This is a genomic window from Motilibacter deserti, assembly GCF_011250635.1.
Lineage (GTDB): Bacteria > Actinomycetota > Actinomycetes > Motilibacterales > Motilibacteraceae > Motilibacter_A > Motilibacter_A deserti.
Map to the genome: position 1 here is coordinate 1 of NZ_JAANNP010000009.1, position 17,815 is coordinate 17,815.

Genomic DNA, 17,815 nt, shown 5'->3' on the forward strand with positions numbered 1-17,815 from the left:
TCCGGACGGTGCGTACGCGGGGGTCGGCCGCCGCGAGTGCCTCGGCGATGGCGTCGGTCCGGTCCCGCGACGGCCCGAGCGCGAGGACGAGCTCGAGCTCGCCCGGGTAGCCCTGCTCGAGCACGTGGCGGACGGCGGTCCGCAGGTGCCGCTCCTCGTTGAGCACCGGCATGATCACCGAGACCGGCGGCCAGGCCCGCGCGGCGGGCGCGACCGGCCCGGTGGCGGCGGAGGCGCCGATGGCCTCGACGGCCTCAGCGGCCTCGGCCGGTGGCGGGGACGGGTCAGCGGGCGGAGTAGGCATCGCCCGTCAACGCTACTGGCAGGGCCCTGCCGAACGGCCCGCGCCACCACCTCAGCGCGCGGCTGCCCGGCGTGGCTGACGGGGCGGGCACCATCGCCCTCCTACCCTGGCCGAGGCTGCGCCCGCCGTGCGGGCGCCGGGCCTTGCGGACGGACCGTACGGAACGCCACGCCCGGGTCGCGCGTCTCCTGCAGGCGCGCCCCTGACCGGCCGCTCGACCGCGAGCGCGCGCACGGATGCGGAAGGACACTGCATGACCTCGACTCCCGGCCCCGAAGCTCCTCGGCAGCCGGGTGAGCCGACGGTCGACGGCCCCGCCCGTCCGCCGCGGCCCGGACCGCAGGCCGCGGGCCGCGCCGGGGCTGCCACCGCACCTGGACCCGCGGGCGACGCGGCGCACCCCTCCCCCGGCTCCCCGGCCGGCCGGCCGCGAGAGCGGGACCGGCCGCGCAGGCAAGGCCGGCAAGGCCGTGCGCTGGGCCGCCGCCGCGGCCGCGGTCGGCGTGCTCGGCGTCAGCGTCGTGGGCTGGGCCGCGGACAGCCGCATCGACCGGATCTCGGTCTTCGGCGACCTCGCCAGCGGCGACCAGCCGGCGCGTACCACCGACCGCGCGCAGAACATCCTGCTCGTGGGCTCCGACAGCCGCGAGGACATGAGCCGCAAGGACCGCGCCCGGCTGCACGTCGGCTCGGTCGACAGCGCGGCCGGGCGGCGCGCGGACACGATGATGCTGCTGCACGTGTCCGAGGACCAGGAGAAGGCGACGCTCGTCAGCTTCCCGCGCGACTCCTACGTCACGATCCCGGCGCACACCTACAACGGCAAGCAGGTCCCGGCGCAGAAGAACAAGATCAACACCGCGTACGCCGCCGGCGGGCCGGGGCTCACGATCGCGACGATCGCGCAGGCGACCGGGATCCACATCGACCACTACATCGAGATCGACTTCCTCGGCTTCGAGAAGATGGTCAACGCCGTCGGCGGGGTCGAGATCTGTACCCCGCGCGCGCTCAAGGACGACAAGAGCGGGCTGGACATCCCGAGCGGCACGTCCGAGCTGGACGGCGAGATGGGGCTGAAGTACGTCCGCGCCCGCTACCTCGACAGCGACTTCGGGCGCATCGAGCGTCAGCAGAAGTTCCTCGGCGCCATCGTCCGCAAGGCGACCAGTGCGGGGACGCTCACCAACCCGGTCAAGCTCACGAAGCTCGTGAACGCCCTGCTCAGCTCCGTGACGGTCGACGAGGGGCTGGGGCGCAGCGACATGCTCGGGCTGGCCCGCAAGCTCGGCGGCCTCTCGCCGTCGGCGCTGACGTTCGCGACCATCCCGATCGCCGACGACAACTTCAACCCGCCGGGGCCGCTGGCGGCGACGGTCGTGTGGGACGAGGAGCAGGCGGACGCGCTCTTCACCAAGATCCGCGACGACCTGCCGCTGACGAGCCCGACACCGGCCGCGTCCGCGTCGGCGATGGCCCCGGCCGGCGTGAAGGTGCCTCCGTCGCAGGTCCGGCTGCAGGTGCTCAACGGCGCCGGGGTGACCGGCCTCGCCGGGCGCGCCGCGACCGACCTGCGCGGCGTCGGCTTCGCGGTGACGGGCACGGGCAACGCCGACTCGAGCGGCGCGACCGAGACCGTCATCCGCTACGACAGCCGCTACACCGAGTCGATCAAGACCGTCCAGGCCGCGCTGCCGGGCGCCCGGGCCGAGGCCGTCGACGGGCTCGGCGCGACGCTGCAGGTCGTCGTCGGCTCGGGCTACACCAAGGCCGTCAAGCCGGTCGTGGCCGTCGCGGCGGCCCCGAAGCCCGCCGCCTCGCCCACGCCAGCGGTCGCCGCCAAGACGTCCACCGCCGCGGACGCCTCGTGCACCTGACCCCGGTCGCGGGGGCGCGGCGATGACGCAGTGGCCGGAGGGGTGGGACCGCCCGGAGGAGGAGCGCCCGGCCGGGAGCGGCCGCGGCCTGCCGCCGGAGCTCGACCCGCGGCGGCGCGACCTCCCGCCCGAGCTGGACCCACGGCGCGGCCGCCCGCGGCCCGCACGGCCGGACGAGGCCGCCGGCGCGTACGCAGGCGGCGGCTCGCGGCCGGCGTCGCCCTACGCCTCGACCCCGGGGGCCCCTTCCACACCCGGCACGCGCGCCCCCGGCGGCGGCGAGCGGGGCTACGGCGGCGAGCCGCCCGAGCCACGCCGGGGCTCCAGCGCGCTGCCCCTGCCCCGGCCGCGCTTCCGGCCGCTGCGCCTGCTGCTCTTCCCGTTCCGTACGTTCCGGCGCGCCCGCCGGCTGGTGCTGCTCGTCGTGCTGCTGCTCGTGGCGCACGTCGTCGGGCTGACCGTGTTCACACTGAGCCGGCTGCAGGGCACGGATGCGCTGGGCGACTACGCGGGACGCCCCGCCGACAGTGGGGGCACGACGTGGCTCCTCGTCGGCTCGGACACCCGCAGCGGCCTCACCCGGGCCGAGCGGGCCGAGCTGCACACCGGGTCGGCGGAGGGCCAACGCACCGACACGATCATCCTGCTGCACGCGCCGCGCAGCGGCCCGCCGACGCTGGTGAGCCTGCCGCGGGACTCCTACGTCGAGATCGCGGGTGGGGGCAGGAACAAGCTCAACAGCGCGTACGCCTCGGGCGGGGCGCCACGGCTCGTGCGCACTGTCGAGCAGGCGACCGGGCTGCGCATCGACTCCTACGTCGAGGTCGGCTTCGGCGGCGTGGTGGACATCACCGACGCGGTGGGCGGGGTCGACGTCTGCGTGCGGCGGGCGATGAAGGACGAGAAGGCCGGCCTGGACGTGAAGGCCGGGTGCCAGGAGCTGGACGGCGCGACCGCGCTGGCCTACGTCCGCGCCCGCTACAGCGACCCCAAAGGCGACCTCGGCCGGATCGAGCGCCAGCAGCAGTACCTCGCCGCCCTGATCTCCAAGCTGACGTCGAAGGGCGTCCTGCTCAACCCGGTGCGGCAGTGGCGGCTCTCGGCGGCCGGCACGGGGGCGCTGGCCACCGACGGCGCGGGCCCGCTCGGCCTGACCCGGCTCGTGCGGGCCATGCGCTCGGTCAGCAGCGGCGACGGGGTCGTCACGACGGTGCCGGTGGCGGACACGAACTACCGCACGGCCGCCGGCTCGACCGTCCGCTGGGACGAGCGCGCGGCTGCCGGGCTCTTCGAGGACTTGCGGGCCGGGCGGCGGCCGAGCGGCGGCTGACACCCGGCACTCACCGTGACGAGCCCGTCACATCACCTGCTCCACGCGGATGAGGGGCGGCGCGCACCCGCTGGAGATCCGCCCCTGGCACGCCGTCGGTGCCTTAGCCTCCTATGCCATGAGCGCACCCCGCATCACGGTGCTCGGCACCGGCTACCTCGGCGCGACCCACGCGGTCTGCATGGCAGCCCTCGGCTTCGAGGTCCTCGGGATGGACGTCGACAAGGACAAGGTCGAGGCCCTCTCCGCCGGGACGGTGCCGTTCTACGAGCCGGGGCTCGACGAGATCCTGCAGGAGCAGATCGCTGCGGGGCGGCTGCGCTTCACCACGTCGTACGCCGAGGTCGCCGAGTTCGGCGACGTCCACTTCGTCGCGGTCGGCACCCCGCAGAAGCCGGGCGAGTACGCGGCCGACATGCGCTACGTCGACGCGGTCGTGGACGGGCTCGCGCCGTACCTCACCCGGCCGTGCCTGGTGGTCGGCAAGTCGACGGTGCCGGTGGGCACCGCGGAGCGGCTCGCCGAGCGCATCACCGAGCTGGCCCCCGTCGGCGCCGCCGCCGAGCTGGCGTGGAACCCGGAGTTCCTGCGCGAGGGCTTCGCCGTCGAGGACACGCTGCACCCGGACCGCCTGGTGTTCGGCGTCCGCAGCGAGCGCGCCGAGCAGGTGCTGCGCGACGTCTACGCGACGCCGATCGCCGAGGGCACGCCCGTGGTCGTCACCGACTTCGCGACCGCCCAGCTGGTGAAGGTCGCGGCGAACTCCTTCCTCGCGACGAAGATCTCGTTCATCAACGCGATGGCCGAGATCTGCGAGGCCGCCGGCGGTGACGTGACGACGCTGGCCGACGCGATCGGCTACGACGCCCGCATCGGGCGCCGGTTCCTCAACGCCGGCCTCGGCTTCGGCGGCGGCTGCCTGCCCAAGGACATCCGCGCGTTCATGGCCCGCGCCGGCGAGCTGGGCGCGGGCGAGACGCTGACCTTCCTCAAGGAGGTCGACGCGATCAACATGCGCCGCCGCCAGCGCACGGTCGACCTCGCCCGCGAGCTGGTCGGCGGGTCGTTCCTCGGCGCCTGCGTCGCGGTGCTCGGCGCCGCGTTCAAGCCCGACAGCGACGACGTGCGCGACTCCCCCGCACTCAACGTGGCGGCGTCCCTGCAGCTGCAGGGCGCACAGGTCGCGGTCTACGACCCGAAGGCCAACGCGAACGCCCGCCGCGTCTTCCCGACGCTGCGCTACGTCGACTCGGTCGTGGAGGCTGCGCGCGGCGCGGACGTCGTCCTGCACCTCACCGAGTGGCGCGAGTTCCGCGAGTTGGACCCGGTCGAGCTCGGGGCCATCGTCGAGCAGCGCAACATCGTCGACGGCCGCAACGCCCTCGACGTCACGGCGTGGCGCGCGGCGGGGTGGCACTACCGCGCCCTCGGCCGTCCCTGACGCCACGCTCGACAGCCTTCGCCCTGGCCGAAGCCCGGGAGCCGCCACGGCCCCGGGCTTCGGCTCAGGTTGCCCCCGCACCACCCGATGAGAAGACCGTGGACAGCGCATTCGTTTTCAGCGGGATGGCTCTCGCGCTCGTGGGCGCCGTGCTGTCCTCGCGTCCCAAGCGCGCACTGCGCCGTTGGGGCGCCCTCTCCCTGTTCGCCTCCACGGCGCTGATCGCGTCCTCGGTCGTCCTCTTCTCCACGAGCTGACCGCTGCGCGGCACGGGGCGCACCCGGCCGCCGCTCGCCGCTCCCGGCCACCGGTGCGCCCGGGCCGGCGCCTAGCCTGGCGCCATGCCCTACGGCGACGACGACACCGCTCTGCGCATCCTGCGCGACTCCACGACCTGGGCGGTCGTGGGGCTGTCCAACGACACCTCGCGAGCCGTGTACGGCGTCGCTCGCTTCCTGCAGCAGCAGGGCAAGCGCATCGTCCCGGTCCACCCGCGCGCGGCGACGGTCCACGGAGAGCAGGGCTACCAGACGCTGGCCGACATCCCGTTCCCCGTCGACGTCGTGGACGTCTTCGTGCGCAGTGACAAGGCCGGTGAGGTCGTGGACGACGCCGTACGCATCGGCGCCAAGGCGGTCTGGCTGCAGCTCGGTGTCGTGGACGAGGCGGCGTACGACCGGACCCGCGCCGTGGGCGTAGCCATGGTCATGGACCGCTGCCCGAAGATCGACTGGCCGCTGCTGGGGCCGGCGCAGGCCTGAGTCCCCGCGCCGCCGCCGGGCCGAGAGGGGCGCTCCCGCGAAGCTGGGCGCCTCGGGCCGTGGAGCGCTCCGGCTGCTGGGCGCCCCCGGACCGTGGGCCGCGCGGCCGGCCGCGGGAGGACGGCCGGCCGCGCGTCCGGTCAGAGGTCCGCGGGCCGCAGCACGCGGTCGACGACGTGGGCGACCTGCCGGTTGCCCTTGTTGACGTCGACGGCGACCACCCGCGCGTTGGTGTCGTCCGGGTCCTGGTCCCGCAGCGTGATGCCGTTGTCCACCACGTCGACGATGATCGCGCCGCCCTGCGCCGAACGCAGCGACACGTCGTCGGACTTGAGCGCCCTGGCCGAGCCGATCGTCGCGCCGGGCACGACGTGGTAGAGCAGGACGGTCTCCACGGTGCCGATGCCGAGCCCGGCGACGGCGGCGAACACCTTGCGCTCGTCGGCGACGCGCTTGCCGGTGAGGTCGGTGACGAGGGAGCGGAAGGCGCGGTCGTTGGGGGCGAACGCGGTCAGCGCGGTCGCGCCCTGGGTCAGCGCCTTGACCGGGGAGTTCGGCTTCGCCTTCAGGACCGCGAGGACGGCCTCGGTGAGGACGTCGAAGTCCGCGGCGTTCTTGTCGAACGTGTTCCCGTCGGAGGTCAGGACCGCCGAGAGGGGCTTGGTGCCGGTCGCGGCCTGGGCGGCGGGAGCGGCGAGCACGGTCGGCGCGAGCAGGGCGGCCACCAGAGGTGCGGCCGCGAGCAGGCGCGAGGCGGAGCGGGTTCTGCTCATGGGATTCGTCCTTCAGCGTCGAGGGGCGTACCTGGAGTGAGCGCTCTTGAACAACCTACGACCCGGAACGCGTCACGGCATCTCGAAACCGGGGCACTGTCACCGGGGCGTGCCACAGTCACGCCATGAGCGCCGACTTCGACTTCCTGCTCGGCCGGTGGCAGGTGCACAACCGCAAGCTGCGCGACAACACCGACCCCGACTGCACCGAGTGGGTGGAGTTCGCGGCCACCAGCGAGGCCGTCCCGGTGCTGCACGGCATCGGCAACGTCGACCGGATGCACGTCCCCGACCCGCCCGACGGCGAGCCGTTCGAGGGCCTCACGCTGCGGCTGTTCGACCCCGCGGCCGGCACCTGGAGCATCTGGTGGAGCTCGACCCGCGCGCCCGGGCGGCTCGACCCACCGGTGGTGGGGCGCTTCACCGACGGGCACGGCGTCTTCACCGGCGATGACACTCTTCGCGGCCGGCCGGTCAGGGTCTCCTTCGAGTGGCACGCGGGGCCGGGCTGCCCGACGTGGCGCCAGTCGTTCTCATGGGACGGCGGCGCGACGTGGGTGCTCAACTGGGTGATGACGCTGCACCCAGCGCCCTAGCGGGACGAAGCAAGCCGCACTCCCACGTCTGCTCCACCAACCAAAATGATGCCCGTTCGACTCTTCAATTTTGAGTGGACAGGTGATTCTTCGCGAAAGCCACCCCTCCGACCGCAACGGCGTCCTAGGCTGCGACAGCACGACGAAGCAGCATTCGGGGGATCATCGGCGCGCCTTGGGCTCGCCAATCTCTGCACCGGGAGTGCCTCGAGCCATCAGAGCGTGCTTGGCCCGCTGTGCAGGGCCTGCTCGCAGGCTCGAGGCGGACTATCCCCCGCGTCTCCTCGCGTCGTCGCGACTCGGACTTCTCGTGCGGGGGTAGCAGAATGCTCGATCTTCTCCGATACGTTGTCGGCGGTCTTCTTGCGGCCACGGGGCTGCTCGCCGGGTTGGGCTTCTGGCTCGACCGAGGCAAGCATTCTCCAAGAGAGCTGCGCGCCTCGTTGATCGGATCGTTCGTCGTCCTCGTGATCGGATTGCTGATCCTTCCGCACGGCCGCTCGATCACGGGCTTCGTCCTCGGTCTCGCCGGTCTCGGCCTCTTCGTCGCCGCACTCTGGGCTCTGGCGCGCGGCAGCTCGCGCGGGCTCGGAATGGCGAGCCGGCGGGGCGCCGCTGGAGTGCTCGTCCTGGGGTTCCTGACGGTCGCGGTCGGGGGAGCCGTCCTGCCCGCCGAGGAGTCGATTGAAGGTGTCGGTCAGGAGGCCCTGGCAAGCGCGGCGACACCATCACCGACGCCCAGTGCCGTCCCCACCCCGACCGTCACGGTGACGGTGACCGCGACACCGACCGCTTCATCGACTCCGAGCGCGACGCCGACTGCGGAGCCGGCCCCGACCACCGTCGACCTGGCGGTGAGCGCGAGCGCGACGACGGTGACGAGCGGGCGGCGCGTCGAGCTCAGCGTCTCGACGTCACCGCGCACGGCCGGCGTTCCGGTGGTGCTGCAGGTACGACGGGGCGTCTCGTGGCAGTCCGTCGGGCGCGCGAGCACGGGCGCCCGCGGCCGAGCGGCGTTCGAGGTCACAGCCGAGCGCACTGCGCGCTATCGCGTCGTTGCATCGGGAACGCAAAGCACTCGGCGCGCCACCTCCGACGTCACCGCGATCACCGTCAACGAGCCGGAGCCGCCGCCTGCGGTCATCGTCGAGCCCGAGCCCGACTCGGGCAGCGCGTACTTCGACAACTGCGACGACGCCAGGGCGGCCGGGGCCGCTCCCGTCCATCGCGGCGACCCCGGCTACGGCAGCCACCTCGACAGGGACGACGACGGCGTCGGGTGCGAGTCCTGACCGATTCACCCGACGTGGGCCAGGGCACCCAACGCCTTGACTGCACGCCCCTCGCCTCCCACCGGGGAGTGCTGCTCCCTATCGGCGCGGGGCGACAGCAAGCGGCACGAGCGGAGAGGGGGCCGCACCGGCTGACCGGAGGCGCCGCTAGGACGACGTCCCCGCCCCCGGGCTCGCGACCACCTCGAGCTCGCCGCGCACCCGCGCCTCCCCCGGCCGCCCGTCCAGGCGCGCCCGGACCGCGTCGGCCAGCTCCTCGAGTGTCTCGGGGGACCAGCGCAGCCGGGCGGCGCCCGGGCCGGCGGGGTCGTCGGTGATCTCGACGTGGGCGAGCAGGTCGCCGTGGCGGACGACCCCGAGCCACTGCCCGCCCGGCGCGATGGTCGGCGACCAGACCCACAGCGCGGACTCGCCGACCGGCAGCACGATGCCGCGGTCGGTCGCGCCGGCCTCGGCCCGCAGGCCCAGCACGGCCTTGTCCCAGGCGGCGTCGACGGTGCCGCTGCGGAACCGCACCACCGTCTGGGCCACGACCCAGCCGACGGAGGTGGTGCGCGCCCCGCCCACGACGCTCGTCGTCCAGGCCTCGAGCTGGTCCTGCGGCCGCACGAGCAGGTTGCCGAACGTCGCTGGCACGGCGGTGGGGACCACCGGCCGGTCTCCCCAGACTCCGTCCCAGAAGCTCGTCGCCCGGAGCAGCGGCCCGCTGGCCGGGTCGACGCCGGGCGTGCACCAGGCCGGCACCGGCTCCAGGTCGCAGAAGGCCTGCGGCGCCTCGCCGGGGCCGGGCGTGCGCAGCGGCGCCGCGCTCGGCGGGCCGCCGGGCTCGACCGCCGGACCGCCGCTGCCGCCCACCACCGTGGGCAGCACCGCGACGGCGGCGACGGCGGCCGTGACGGCCACCACCGCAGCGGTCTGCCGGGTACGCCGCCGGGCCCGGGCGCGTACGTGCGGGCCGGACGTGAGGCTGGCGTCGAGGTCGGCGGCGAGGCCCTGGACCGCGAGCGCCAGCCACTCCTCATCACGGCAGAAGTCGAGGTCGGGTGTCATCGGGCACCTCCGAGCGTTGTCGGGGCGGGGTCGGACGACGGTGGCGCGAGGACGTCCCGGAGCCGCGTGGCGCCCTTGCTGGCGTAGCTGCGGACGGCCGAGACGCTGCAGCCGAGGACGTCGGCGATGGCGGCGTCGTCGTAGCCCTCGAGGTGGCGCAGCACGAGCACGGCCCGCTGACGGGGCGGCAAGCCGGCGAGCCCGCGACGCAGCGCGTCGCGCTCCGCGACCCGGTCGGCGGGGTCGTCGAGGCGCCCACCCGTGGCCGCCTCGGGGAGCTCGGCCACGCTGTGCTCGCGGTGCCAGAGCCGCCGCGCCCACGAGGTGTGCGTGGTGACCAGGATGCGCCGGACGTACGCGTCCGGGTGGTCGGCCCGCCGGACCTTGTCCCAGTTGCGGTAGGTCTTCAGCAGCGCGGCCTGGAGCAGGTCCTCGGCCTGGTGCCGGTCGCCGGTCAGGACGTACGCGAACCGTGACAGCGCGAGCCCGCGCGCCGCCACGTACTCGTCGAAGCTCACTGCGCCCCCGTTCGTGCCCTCACTCCCTCCCTAGAGCGGGTGGAGGGCGCCGATGTTTCCACGCCGAGCGCGCCCGGAAGCGCGGCTTTCTCGTCTGAGCGACGAACTGGCGTAACCGGCGCCCGCCCTCCGCAACCGGGACTTAACGCCGCTCGAACCCCGGCGAGACGCCGCTCGACTGGAGTCGGTCGCGGCACCCGACGGCGCGCCGCCGGCCTCCGGGTGCTCCCCCACCCCCGCCAGGAAGGGCCGCATGAACAGGACCGCCCGCCGCCGCGCCGCGCTGCTCGGAGCCGCCGCGCTCCTCACCGTCGCCGTACCCGCCTCCGCCGCCCCGGCCGCCGACCTCGACGTCTTCGTCCTCGAGGAGGCGACGATCGCCGACATCAGCTCGGCGTTCGCCAAGGGCTCGCTCAGCTGCGTCGAGCTCGCCGAGCTCTACCTCGCGCGCATCGCCGCGTTCGACGACGCCGGGCCGCGGATCAACTCCGTCGCGACCGTCAACCCCGACGTCCTCGAGACCGCCGCCGCCCTGGACGAGGAGATGGACCGCTTCGGGCCGCGCAGCCGGCTGCACTGCATCCCGGTGCTGCTCAAGGACAACGTCGACACCTACGACATGCCGACGACGAACGGCTCGGTCATCCTCAAGGACGCCGTGCCGCCCGACGACGCCTACATCACGGCGAAGCTGCGGGCGCAGGGCGCGCTGATCCTCGGCAAGGCCGAGATGGGCGAGTTCGCGGGCGGCAGCTACAACACGATCGACGGCCAGGTCGTGAACCCCTACAACCTCAAGCGGCAGACCGGTGGCTCGAGCGCCGGCTCGGGGGCCGCGATCGCGGCGAACCTCGCGGTCCTCGCGGTCGGCACCGACACGAGCACATCGGTACGCGGCCCCGCCGCCTACAACGGCATCGTCGGCCTGCGCCCCACGACCGGCCTCATCAGCCGCGACGGCATCGCACCCAAGAACCTCACCTTCGACAGCGCCGGCCCGATGGCGCGCACGGTGACCGACACCGCCCTCATGATGGGCGCGCTGACCGGCAAGGACGCCGCCGACCCGCTGAGCGTCCAGGTCTACGACGACTATCCCGGGGGCGGCTCGCACGACCTCGGCATCGACTACACGAGCTACCTGCGGGACAACGCGCTGCAGGGCAAGCGGCTCGGCGTCGTGCGCGACTTCTTCGGCGGGGACCCGACGATCGACGCGCTCGCGGAGAAGGCGCTCGACACGATGGAGGCGCAGGGCGCCACCCTCGTCGACATCACGCTCGACGCGGCGTTCCTCGACTTCTACGTCACCCGTGGCGGGAGCACGATCCGCACGATCGCGGACTACCGCTTCAAGGAGGAGTTCGAGGCCTATCTCGCGACGTTCGGGCCCGAGGTACCGAAGACCGTCGAGGAGTTCATCGAGATCTACGAGACGGAGGTCGCGAAGTCGCCGCTGCCGGTCGAGGCGAGCGTGCTCAACCTGCTCAAGCGCTCGCTGACGACGACTGCTGACGACCCTGCGTTCAAGGACCTCGTCGACCGCGTCCTCCCGGCCGCCACGGACTACAAGCTCTCGCTGTTCGAGGACAACGACCTCGACGCGCTCGTCTTCCCCTACCAGACGAGCTACGCAGCGCCGATCAGCAATCCCGCGTTCTCCATCCCCGACCCTACGCACGTGCCGTCGAGCCGGCCGCAGCCCTCGATCTTCGCGGCCTACAGCTCCGTCGGCTTCCCCGGCATCGTGGTCCCGATGGGCTTTGGCCCGCAGGGGCTGCCGATGGACATCTCCCTCATGGGCAAGCCCTACGCCGAGGGCGAGATCCTCGGCATGGCGTACGACTACGAGCAGGCGTCGAAGCTGCGGGCGCCGTCGCCGCTGACCCCCGGGCTCCCCGGCGAGCTGATCGGGGCCGACTCGCCGACCGCGGCCCTGCGCGGCGACAAGGTCGAGCTCCGCTTCGGTAAGGAGTTCGGCGGGCTGACCGCGACCGTCGCCGTGGCCACGACCGGGGGCTGGACGACCGTCGGCACGGACCGCATCACCAACGGCGGCAAGGCGACGGTGCGCCTGCCCAAGGCGTACCTGGCTTCGGTGAAGCCGGGATCGCTGATCCGCGTCTCGGCCGGGAGCACCGCGCTGGAGGTCGTGCTGAGCTGACCCGGCAGGACGACGGGGGCCGGGGCGTACGCGCCCCGGCCCTCCGCGCTGTGCGAGGGGCCGCGGGGCGGCCGCCGGGCACGGGACGGCCTGCCCCACCCGAGCGTTGGCACAATTCCCGGCAGGCGAGGGGGAAGGCGAGGGGAGGCGGCGTGGCGACGGAGGCCGAGCAGGGCACGACGGAGGGCTCCGTCGGCGCGCCCCTCGCGGAGCCGGCGCCCGGGCCGCAGCCACCCCTGGACGCCGCCGTGTCCGGCCTCCGGGCACGCCCCGGCCGGCTCCTCTCGCCGTGGGCCGTGGCCCCGGTGGTCGGACTGGTCGCCGGTGCCCAGCTGCTGGCGCTGCTGCCGCTGCCGGCCGTGGCGCTCTTCCTCGTGCCGGTCCTGGTGCTCTACGGCGGCGGCCTGCTGCTGGTCAGCGCGGCCGCCCGGGCCGCCGGTGGTGTCGGTGGTGTCGAGGCCGCGACGGGGCTCGACCGACCGCGGTGGCGGGACCTCCCCCGGGCAGCGCTCTGGCTCCTGGCCGCGTACGCCGTCCGGGTCGTCCTCGCGATCGCCCTGCTCGCGGTCGGGGCGACCGCCGGCAGCAACCTGGACGACCTGTCGGGCGTGCCCGTATGGGCGCTCGCCGTCGTCGCGGTGCTCTCGGTCGTCGTGGCGCCGGTGGTCGAGGAGCTGCTCTTCCGCGGGCTGCTGCTGCGCGGGCTGATGACCCGGCTCCGGTTCTGGCCGGCCGCCCTGATCAGCAGCGCGCTCTTCGGGCTCATGCACGCCCCGACCGCGCTCACAGGCGCGCCCGCGGTCGTCCTGCACACCGGCGCCCTGGGGCTCGTGCTCTGCCTGCTGACGCGGCGGACCGGCCGGCTCGTGCCGGCGGTCCTGGTGCACGCCCTGCACAACGGGCTCGCGCTGGCGGCCGTCGCCCTGGTCGCCTGAGGGGGGCTACTCCCCGCGCGCCGCCCACGTCTCGCGCAGCGCCTGCCCCTTCGCGCGGGCCGTCGCCTCGAGCGAGCCTTGGAACTCCTCCATGCGGTCGCGCAGCTCGGGGTCGGACGCGGCGAGGATCCGCACCGCGAGCAGCCCGGCGTTGCGGGCGCCGCCGATCGAGACCGTCGCGACGGGCACGCCGGCCGGCATCTGCACGATGGACAGCAGCGAGTCCATGCCGTCGAGGGTGGCCAGCGGCACGGGCACGCCGATGACCGGCAGCGGCGTCACGGACGCGACCATGCCCGGCAGGTGGGCGGCTCCCCCTGCGCCGGCGATGATCACCTTGAGCCCGCGCGCCGCGGCGGCCGCGGCGTACTCGACCATCGCGCGCGGCATCCGGTGCGCGGACACGACGTCGACCTCATGCTCGACCCCGAACTCGTCGAGCGCCTCGGAGGCGGCCGACATGACCCGCCAGTCCGAGTCCGAGCCCATGATGACGCCGACGAGCGCGCTCATTCGGTGATCTCCCCAGTGAGGTACGCCGCGGCGTGCCGCGCGCGCTCGGTGAGGCCGTCGAGCGGCCCGTCGCCGACGACGGTGACGTGCCCGACCTTGCGCCCGGGCCGGACCTGCTTGCCGTACATGTGCACCTTGACCCCCGGGTCGCGGGCGAGGATGTGGCGGTAGGCCGGGTACATGTCCGGGTAGTCGCCGCCGAGCACGTTGGCCATGACCGCGTGCGGGCCGAGCGCCGCGGGCGAGCCGAGCGGCAGGTCGAGCACGGCCCGCAGGTGCTGCTCGAACTGCGAGGTGACCGCGCCCTCGATCGTCCAGTGGCCGGAGTTGTGCGGCCGCATCGCCAGCTCGTTGACCAGCACCCGGCCGTCGGCGGTCTCGAAGAGCTCCACCGCCATGATCCCGACCATGTCGAGCAGCCCGGCGATGCGCAGCGCGACCTCCTGGGCGGCGACCGCCGCGTCCTCGGCGAGGCCCGGGGCGGGGGCGAACACCTCCCGGCAGATTCCCTGCCGCTGCACGGTCTCGACGACCGGGTACGCCACGGCCTGCCCGTGCGGGCTGCGCGCGACCTGCGCGGCGAGCTCGCGGACGAACGCCACCTTCTCCTCGGCGAGCACCCGGACGCCCCGCGCGGCCGCGGCCTCGAGGACCTCGACGGCCTCGGCCGTCGACCCGACGACCCACACGCCGCGGCCGTCGTAGCCGCCGCGCGCCGTCTTCAGCACCACGGGCCAGCCGGCCTCCGCCGCAAACCCCGCGACGTCGTCCGCCGAGGCGACGACCCGCCACCGCGGGCACGGGATGCCGGCCGCCGTGAGCCGCTCGCGCATGACGGCCTTGTCCTGGGCGTGGACGAGGGCCGCGGGGCCGGGGCGGACCGGCACGCCGTCGGCGACGAGCGCCTCGAGGTGCTCCGGGGGCACGTGCTCGTGCTCGAACGTGATGACGTCGCACCCGTCGGCGAGCCGGCGGAGCGCGTCGAGGTCGTCCGGCGAGCCAAGCACCACGTCGGGGACGACCTGGGCCGCGCTCTCGTCAGGGGAACCGGCGAGGAGCCGCAGCCGGACGCCGAGGGCGGCCGCGGCGGGCGCGGTCATCCGGGCGAGCTGGCCGGCGCCGACGATGCCGACAGTTGGGAAGGCCACGGGGCGGAGCGTATCTGCGCCAGTACCCTCGACCCGTGACCCAGGTCGACGCCAAGCGCTCCGGTGCCGTCCTCCGGCTCTACTACGGGCTCGGCCACCTGGTCCGCGAGCTGCTGAAGTTCGGCATCGTCGGCGGCATCGGACTCGTGATCGACGTGGGGCTCAGCAACCTCTGCCACCTCTACTTCGATCTCGGCCCGCTGACGTCGAAGACGATCGGCTCCGGCGTCGCGATCGCGGTTACGTTCTACGGCAACCGCGAGTGGACGTTCCGCCACCGCGGGGGCGGCCGGCTCCACATCGAGGCCGTCCGCTTCCTGGCCGTCAGCCTCATCGGCTTCCTCATCACGCTGGCCATCACCGGCTTCAGCTACTACGTGCTCGACCAGCGCGGGGCGCTCGCGTTCAACGTCGCGGCGAACGGCATCGGCCTCCTGGCCGGCACGGCGTTCCGCTTCTGGGGCTACCGCCGGCTGGTCTTCCCCGCCCTCGTCGATGAGGCCGTGGAGCAGGCCGAGGACGAGGCCGAGGCCGTCGAGCACGCCGGCGGCGGCCGCCCCGAGCAGATGGGCCGCTAGCCGGCTCAGCCGAACGTCGCCAGCGCCCGCGCCGCGGTCCGCAGCTGCGCGACCCGGCGCTCGTACGTCGCCCCGAGCAGGAGCAGCGCGACTCCCAGCAGCCCCAGGACCGCCCAGCGCGGGACGGCGGGGGCGTACGGCGCCAGCTGCGCCACGGCGTCGACCGCGAGCACGCCGGCCCCGACGAGCAGCGGCGCCTGCAGCTTGCGCTGCAGCCCCACGACGAGCGTCGCGAACGCCGCGAGGGCCAGGACGACCGGGCGGGCCGCGCCGGAGCCGCCCACCAGCGCGAGGCTGGGGACGAAGCCGAGCAGCAGGCCCGGGCCGTACGCGAGCCAGGAGCCGACCGTCTGCGGGGCGCGGTGCCGGGCGAGCACCCCAGCGGCCAGCAGCGCGGCGGCCACCGGCAGCGTGTAGGGCTCGACCGCCTGGACCCCTGCGTACGCCAGCCGGCTCTCGACCGCGAGCAGGGCGGCGCCGAGCGCGGGCCAGGCGAGGTTCCGACGGTCGGCGCGCACCGCGACGGCGCCGAGGCCGGCGGCCGCCAGGGCGAGCGCAGGCGAGAGGTACGCCGCCTGCGTCCCCGCGGCGGCGAGCCCGGCGAGCGCGACGGCCGCGGCGGCGGCCTCGACCGCCAGTCGCTCGGGCTGCGCGGCGAGCGCTCGGGCTGCGACGGCCGCGAGCGTGGCGACGAGCAGGGCCCCGAGGCCGGCGACCGCCGCGGTGGTGCCGGCGGCGGGCGGCGTGGTCAGGGCCAGTGCGCCGGCCGCGGCGGTGGCGACGGCGAGGGCGTGCGGGCGCAGCGTCGCGGCCACGACCCGGGCCGCCACGAGGGCGGCGGCCAGCACCACGGCGAGGGCGGCGACCGTCGTCCCCGGGGTCAGCGCCGCGGCCGGGCCGGTGGCGACGAGGGCCGCCCCGGCGGCGTACGCGGTGGCGCTGCGCGGCCGGGCGACGAGCGCGGCGACCAGGGCGGCGGCGGCGGCCGCGGTGAGGACGGGCGCGGCCGCGAGCGGGAGGTTCCAGGCGGCGAGGCCGAGGACCGCGGCAACGGCGGCCCCGAGCGGGAGCGGCAGGCCGGCGAGCGGGAGCCGGGCCGTGCGGGCCAGCAGGGCGAGGACGGCGCCGGCGAGCAGCGCCTCGAGCGGACGGCTCCAGGGCAGGCCGGCGTCGAGCGTCGGCGCGATGACGTCGGCGTAGCCCTGGCCCGGGGTGGCCGACCACGCGGTCGCGTCGGCCGTCGCCGTCAGGGCCGCGAGGAGGGCGTAGCAGGAGGGCAGCGCGGCCAGGCCGGTTGCTGCCGCGGCCACCGCGAGCGGGGCGCGCCGCAGCGGCGCGGGGACGAGCCACGCGACGACCGCGACCAGCGCGCAGGCGGCGATCGTCGCGGGAACGAGCAGGTCGAACCCGCCGAGCGCGAACGCCGCCACGGCCGCCGCGAGCAGCACGGCGCCGGTGGACGAGCCGGCGGCGACGGTCGAGGCGAGGCCCCCGCGCGGGGCGAGGGCGGCCAGCCCCGCTGCGAGCACGGCGGCGACGGCCAGCACGGCCACCGGCCCGGCGGTGCCGTCGACGAAGCCGCCGACGGTCACCATCAGCACGCCCTGGCCCCAGAGCAGGCTCCCCGCGCCGAGGGCGGCGACGCGGGCCGCGCCGGAGCGCAGGGCCCCGCGCAGGGCGGGCGCCAGCAGCGCTGTGCCGCCGGCGGCCAGGGCCAGCGCGCTGCCGGTCCCGCCGGCGGACGGCTGGAGGTCGACGGCGGCGCTGACGACGGCAGCAGCGCCGAGCAGCACGGCGGCGGCCTCGGGGACGACCGCGGGCCGCAGGCGCGCCCAGCTCAGGCTGAGCACGGCGAGCAGCACGGAGACGGTGAGGGCGTAGCGCGCGCCGCCGACCGCGTCGACACCCGCGAGCCCGACCCGGTACGCCGCCCACCCGTCGAGCACGGCCAGCACCACCGCCACGGCGGAGAGCGCCTCGGCGGTGACCGGGAGCCGCCGGGCCCGCGCCAGCTCGGTGACGGCGACCACGGCTGCCGTGGCGCCAGCCAGGATCAGCCCGCGGCCGCCGACGCCGACGAGGTCCCAGGAGACGACGGCGAAGATGACCGCGGCGACCGCGAGCAGCAGCGCGCCGAGCCCGACGAGCAGGCGCTGCACGCCGCGGCCAGACCGCTCAGCACCGGCCGCCGGGGCCGGCGCGGACGGGGCGGCCGGGGCCGGCGCGGACGGGGCGACTGGGGCCGGCACGGCCCGGCGCAGGACGGCGAGCGCGTCCCGGCGGGCGGTCAGCGCGGCCGCAGCGCGCAGCGAGAGCTCCCACACCTGCACGGCGGCGTCGCCCTGCAGGGGCAGGCCGCAGCGTGGGCAGCGCGAGGGGCCGGAGGGAAGGCCGGCTGCGCAGTCCGGGCAGCGGCCGGGGTCGGTCAGAGCCTCGATGGCGGACGCGTCGATCATGCCTTCGAGCGTGCGCCCGGAGGGGGGCCACGAGCCTGAGCCCGCGTACTCAAACCGGCCTGGGTACCCGCCCGCTCAC

Annotated in this window: 17 protein-coding genes; 10 read left to right on the forward strand and 7 right to left on the reverse strand. The window is 75.1% G+C overall.

The window, feature by feature from the left end:
• The coding region (locus G9H71_RS12760) for a glycosyltransferase (protein ID WP_166282398.1) at positions 1-304 on the reverse strand (304 nt) is incomplete at its 3' end.
• 293 nt (positions 305-597) lie between these two features.
• On the opposite strand from G9H71_RS12760, the gene G9H71_RS12765 reads away from it, so the two are divergent.
• The 5 genes from G9H71_RS12765 to G9H71_RS12785 all read left to right on the forward strand — a co-directional run bounded on the left by G9H71_RS12765 (position 598) and on the right by G9H71_RS12785 (position 5,713).
• Complete coding sequence (locus G9H71_RS12765; RefSeq protein ID WP_166282400.1) at positions 598-2,181, forward strand: LCP family protein; 1,584 nt, start codon at positions 598-600, stop codon at positions 2,179-2,181.
• A 22-nt stretch (positions 2,182-2,203) separates the two neighbouring features.
• The gene (locus G9H71_RS12770; RefSeq protein WP_231134734.1) at positions 2,204-3,511 is read left to right on the forward strand and encodes an LCP family protein; all 1,308 of its coding nucleotides are present in this window, start codon (positions 2,204-2,206) and stop codon (positions 3,509-3,511) included.
• Positions 3,512-3,629: 118 nt separating this feature from the next.
• Entirely contained in the window at positions 3,630-4,952 is a 1,323-nt protein-coding gene (locus G9H71_RS12775) for a UDP-glucose dehydrogenase family protein (RefSeq protein ID WP_166282402.1), read from the forward strand.
• Positions 4,953-5,050: 98 nt separating this feature from the next.
• Positions 5,051-5,209, forward strand: coding sequence for a hypothetical protein (locus G9H71_RS12780; protein WP_166282404.1), 159 nt, complete (start codon positions 5,051-5,053; stop codon positions 5,207-5,209).
• 84 nt (positions 5,210-5,293) lie between these two features.
• Positions 5,294-5,713 carry a CoA-binding protein gene (locus tag G9H71_RS12785; protein ID WP_166282406.1) on the forward strand — a complete coding sequence of 140 codons (420 nt, stop codon included), beginning with the start codon at positions 5,294-5,296 and terminating at the stop codon, positions 5,711-5,713.
• Positions 5,714-5,853: 140 nt separating this feature from the next.
• Here G9H71_RS12785 and G9H71_RS12790 read toward each other — a convergent pair whose 3' ends face one another.
• The gene (locus tag G9H71_RS12790; RefSeq protein WP_166282408.1) at positions 5,854-6,486 is read right to left on the reverse strand and encodes a fasciclin domain-containing protein; all 633 of its coding nucleotides are present in this window, start codon (positions 6,484-6,486) and stop codon (positions 5,854-5,856) included.
• Between the two features lie 125 nt (positions 6,487-6,611).
• Between G9H71_RS12790 and G9H71_RS12795 the strand changes: the two genes are divergently transcribed.
• Complete coding sequence (locus G9H71_RS12795) at positions 6,612-7,082, forward strand: hypothetical protein (protein WP_166282410.1); 471 nt, start codon at positions 6,612-6,614, stop codon at positions 7,080-7,082.
• Positions 7,083-7,525: 443 nt separating this feature from the next.
• Positions 7,526-8,374: an excalibur calcium-binding domain-containing protein gene (locus G9H71_RS23125; protein ID WP_231134735.1), complete on the forward strand. Its 849-nt coding sequence runs from the start codon at positions 7,526-7,528 to the stop codon at positions 8,372-8,374.
• A gap of 147 nt (positions 8,375-8,521) precedes the next feature.
• Here the strand turns inward: G9H71_RS23125 and G9H71_RS12805 are convergent, their stop codons facing one another.
• Complete coding sequence (locus tag G9H71_RS12805; RefSeq protein ID WP_166282412.1) at positions 8,522-9,424, reverse strand: hypothetical protein; 903 nt, start codon at positions 9,422-9,424, stop codon at positions 8,522-8,524.
• The gene (locus tag G9H71_RS12810; protein ID WP_166282414.1) at positions 9,421-9,942 is read right to left on the reverse strand and encodes a SigE family RNA polymerase sigma factor; all 522 of its coding nucleotides are present in this window, start codon (positions 9,940-9,942) and stop codon (positions 9,421-9,423) included. Before G9H71_RS12810 ends, G9H71_RS12805 begins: the two co-directional genes overlap by 4 nt.
• 253 nt (positions 9,943-10,195) lie before the next feature.
• On the opposite strand from G9H71_RS12810, the gene G9H71_RS12815 reads away from it, so the two are divergent.
• Both G9H71_RS12815 and G9H71_RS25100 read left to right on the forward strand, forming a co-directional pair.
• Complete coding sequence (locus G9H71_RS12815) at positions 10,196-12,106, forward strand: amidase family protein (RefSeq protein WP_166282416.1); 1,911 nt, start codon at positions 10,196-10,198, stop codon at positions 12,104-12,106.
• 152 nt (positions 12,107-12,258) lie between these two features.
• Positions 12,259-13,041: a CPBP family intramembrane glutamic endopeptidase gene (locus G9H71_RS25100; RefSeq protein ID WP_166282418.1), complete on the forward strand. Its 783-nt coding sequence runs from the start codon at positions 12,259-12,261 to the stop codon at positions 13,039-13,041.
• 6 nt (positions 13,042-13,047) lie between these two features.
• Here G9H71_RS25100 and purE read toward each other — a convergent pair whose 3' ends face one another.
• Both purE and G9H71_RS12830 read right to left on the reverse strand, forming a co-directional pair.
• The gene (gene purE, locus G9H71_RS12825) at positions 13,048-13,554 is read right to left on the reverse strand and encodes a 5-(carboxyamino)imidazole ribonucleotide mutase (protein WP_166282420.1); all 507 of its coding nucleotides are present in this window, start codon (positions 13,552-13,554) and stop codon (positions 13,048-13,050) included.
• Positions 13,551-14,702, reverse strand: coding sequence for a 5-(carboxyamino)imidazole ribonucleotide synthase (locus G9H71_RS12830; RefSeq protein WP_166282422.1), 1,152 nt, complete (start codon positions 14,700-14,702; stop codon positions 13,551-13,553). The genes purE and G9H71_RS12830 overlap by 4 nt, the downstream gene beginning before the upstream one ends.
• 35 nt (positions 14,703-14,737) lie before the next feature.
• Between G9H71_RS12830 and G9H71_RS12835 the strand changes: the two genes are divergently transcribed.
• Positions 14,738-15,280, forward strand: coding sequence for a GtrA family protein (locus G9H71_RS12835; RefSeq protein WP_166282424.1), 543 nt, complete (start codon positions 14,738-14,740; stop codon positions 15,278-15,280).
• Positions 15,281-15,285: 5 nt separating this feature from the next.
• Here G9H71_RS12835 and G9H71_RS12840 read toward each other — a convergent pair whose 3' ends face one another.
• A complete protein-coding gene (locus G9H71_RS12840; protein ID WP_166282426.1) occupies positions 15,286-17,736 on the reverse strand; it encodes an SCO7613 C-terminal domain-containing membrane protein in 2,451 nt (816 codons plus the stop codon).
• Positions 17,737-17,815 lie beyond the last annotated feature (79 nt).